The 2942-nt window shown below is 70.3% G+C and carries 4 protein-coding genes; 2 read left to right on the top strand and 2 right to left on the bottom strand.

The features are described from left to right. Window positions 1-432: DUF4822 domain-containing protein (locus B7X32_RS20000; protein ID WP_292723777.1), on the bottom strand; the 432-nt coding region annotated here is incomplete at its 3' end. 266 nt (window positions 433-698) lie between these two features. On the opposite strand from B7X32_RS20000, the gene B7X32_RS19995 reads away from it, so the two are divergent. Beyond that, window positions 699-1202, top strand: coding sequence for a sigma-70 family RNA polymerase sigma factor (locus tag B7X32_RS19995; RefSeq protein ID WP_292723775.1), 504 nt, complete (start codon window positions 699-701; stop codon window positions 1200-1202). Beyond that, complete coding sequence (locus tag B7X32_RS19990) at window positions 1199-1873, top strand: zf-HC2 domain-containing protein (protein ID WP_292723772.1); 675 nt, start codon at window positions 1199-1201, stop codon at window positions 1871-1873. The genes B7X32_RS19995 and B7X32_RS19990 overlap by 4 nt, the downstream gene beginning before the upstream one ends. 93 nt (window positions 1874-1966) lie before the next feature. Here B7X32_RS19990 and fbaA read toward each other — a convergent pair whose 3' ends face one another. After that, window positions 1967-2842: a class II fructose-bisphosphate aldolase gene (gene fbaA / locus B7X32_RS19985; RefSeq protein WP_292723769.1), complete on the bottom strand. Its 876-nt coding sequence runs from the start codon at window positions 2840-2842 to the stop codon at window positions 1967-1969. Window positions 2843-2942: the final 100 nt, after the last annotated feature.

Raw genomic sequence — 2942 nt, 5'->3', positions numbered from 1 at the left:
GGTGAAGACGTTCTTGTCGAGCTGCACGATCGGCACGACGCGCTGGAACAGCACGGCGCCGTTCGCGTCCTTGGCGGCGATCCAGCGCGACGAGCCGTCGGCCGCGACGCTCCAGTCGCCGTGCATCTTCGGGCTGTCGTCGAGGTTGTACATCGTGAACGTGCCATCGCCCTTGAAGTAGGCCCAGCCGACGAAGTTCGACACCGCCGGGTCGTCCAGCGCGACGCGGTCGCCCTGGGCGTCGCGTGCGCTGGTGGTCTTCCACGGCGTGGACGCCAGGGTCTCGGACGGGGTCAGGACCTGCTTCGCGAAGGGGGCGGAGACCGCGGCTGACGGGGCGGCCGCGGCGGCCGTCGTGGGGACGACGACGACGGCGGCGGCGAGGGCGATGGTCGAGGCGGCGATGAGCGTGCGGGAGAGCGAGATGTTCATGTCCTCCACGCTAGAAATCCGGACCCCGCCCCCGCATCAGCCGATCGGCTACTTCCGGCACCGCCGACCGGATGAACCCTCCGCGGCGGAGGCCGTCCGGACGGATCGCACGGGTCGGAGCTCGAAACCGCTCGGAGGAGAGCGCAACGACGATACTGGGAGCACGACGCGACGCCTCGGGATCCGGGTTCGGGATGGTGCGGCCAGAGCCCGCCCACCGGTGAACCTTCGGGGCGCGGGCCTCGTTTCCCAGTGAGGAGGCGACTGTGGACGACGACGACGAACGGCTGACCGCGCTCTACGACGTGCACGCGGGACCGATCCGCCGCTACGTCGTGCACCTCACCGGCAGCAGCGCCTCGGCGGACGACGTGGTGCAGGAGACGCTGCTGCGCGCCTGGCGCACGCCGCGGATCCTGGAGCAGGAGGTGACGAGTACCAGGGCGTGGATGTTCACGGTCGCCCGTCACCTCGTCATCGACGAGGCGCGCAGCGCCCGGCGACGCCACGAGCATCCGGTGGCGGAGGTCCCGGAGAGGGTCACCGGCGATGTCACGGACCGGCTGTTCGACGCGATCCTCATCGAGGATGCGCTCGCGGACCTCAGCCCGGAGCATCGCGCCGTGATCGTCGCGGGCTACTACGGAGGCCGCAGCGTCGACGAGATCGCGACAGAGCTCGGGATTCCCGGCGGCACCGTGAAATCCAGGATGCACTACGGACTGCGGGCCCTGAGGCTCGCGCTGCAGGAGAGAGGGGTGATCCGGTGAGCGTGGATGCGGATCCGTTCGCGACGTGGGACGCCGCCTATGCGATGGGCGCGCTGTCCGCGACGGATCGTGCGCGGTACGAGGCGCACCTCGCGGTGTGCGCGGAATGCCGTGCGGCGCTCGCGGAGATCGTCCCGGCCGTGGGGCTGTTGTCGCGCGTGCATGCGGAGGACGCGGCGCGGATCGGCACGGAGGTCGCCGACTCCGCGGGCCCGAAGCTGCTGTCGATCGCCCGCGCGCGGCGGCGCTCCCGGCGTCGTACGCTGTGGGCCGGTGTCGGCATCGCGGCCGCGCTCGCCGTCGCGGTGCCCGTCACCGTCGTCGCCCTCGCTCCGCGGCCGGCGGTCTCGGTGGCGCTCAAGGGAGCGGGAGCCGTGCCGTTGAGCGCGACGATCTCGCTGACCCCGGTCGCGTGGGGGACGAAGATCGACATGGCCTGCCTCTACGCGGCGGATGCCCCCGACGCCGGCTGGACGTACGTCCTCACGGTCGTCGGGGACGACGGGAAGAGCACCGATCTCTCGACCTGGAAGGCGGATCCCGGCCGCACGGCGACGCTCTCGGCGGGCACCGCGCAGCCGCTGTCCGACATCCGCACGGTCGAGATCCGCAATGCCGCGGGCGCCGTCATCCTGCGCCAGGACATCGGCCACGGTTCGACGTCGGGATGATGCCCGGCGGCCGCGCGTCCGCAGATGACAGGAGCGCCGCGGGGGAGGATCCCCGCGGCGCTCCGTGATGCCGGTACGGCTGCGTGCCGGTCGTCAGCTCTTCGACTGGCCGTACGAGCCGAGCTGGCGGGTCGACTCGATGACGCGCTGCGCCATCGCGGTCTCTGCGACCTTGCCCCAGGCGCGCGGGTCGTAGACCTTCTTGTTGCCGACCTCGCCGTCGACCTTCAGGACGCCGTCGTAGTTGCTGAACATGTACCCGGCGATCGAGCGCGTGAACGCGTACTGGGTGTCGGTGTCGATGTTCATCTTCACCACGCCGTTCGCGACCGCGAGGGCGATCTCCGCGTCGGTCGAGCCGGATCCGCCGTGGAAGACGAGGTCGAGCGGCTTGGCGCCGGTGCCGTACTTCGCGGCGACCTGCTGCTGGATCTCGCCGAGCAGCTCGGGACGGAGCTTGACGCCGCCCGGCTTGTAGACGCCGTGCACGTTGCCGAACGTGAGGGCAGCGATGTAGCGCCCCTGCTCGCCGAGGCCCAGCGCCTGCACGGCCTGGTCGACGTCGGCGAACGTCGTGTAGAGCGCCTCGTTCGAGCCCTCGTGCGCGACGCCGTCCTCCTCGCCGCCGACGACGCCGATCTCGACCTCGAGGATGGCGTTGATCGCCTTCATGCGGGGGAGGAGGTCGCGGGCGATCTCGATGTTCTCCGCGAGCGGCACGGCCGAGCCGTCCCACATGTGCGACTGGAAGATGGGGTTGCGGCCGGCCTTGACCTCTTCCTCGGAAGCGGCGATGAGCGGCTCGACGAAGCCGGCGAGGGCGTCCTTCGGGCAGTGGTCGGTGTGCAGCGCGACGGTGACCGGGTAGGACTTCGCGACCTCGGTGGCGAACTTCGCGAAGGCGAGGGCGCCGGTGGCGCGGGCTTTGACGGTCTGGCCGGCGAAGTAGTCGGCGCCGCCGGTGGTCACCTACTGGTTGGCTCCATCTTTTGCCTGGGGCTGGCTCAACTAAAATTTGCAGTAGGACTCTAACATGCGCGGCTATCCGAATAAACCCCAAGCCAAAGAC

It is taken from the genome of Microbacterium sp. 13-71-7 (assembly GCF_002257455.1).
GTDB lineage: Bacteria > Actinomycetota > Actinomycetes > Actinomycetales > Microbacteriaceae > Microbacterium.
This window is presented reverse-complemented; position numbering and strand designations above follow the sequence as displayed.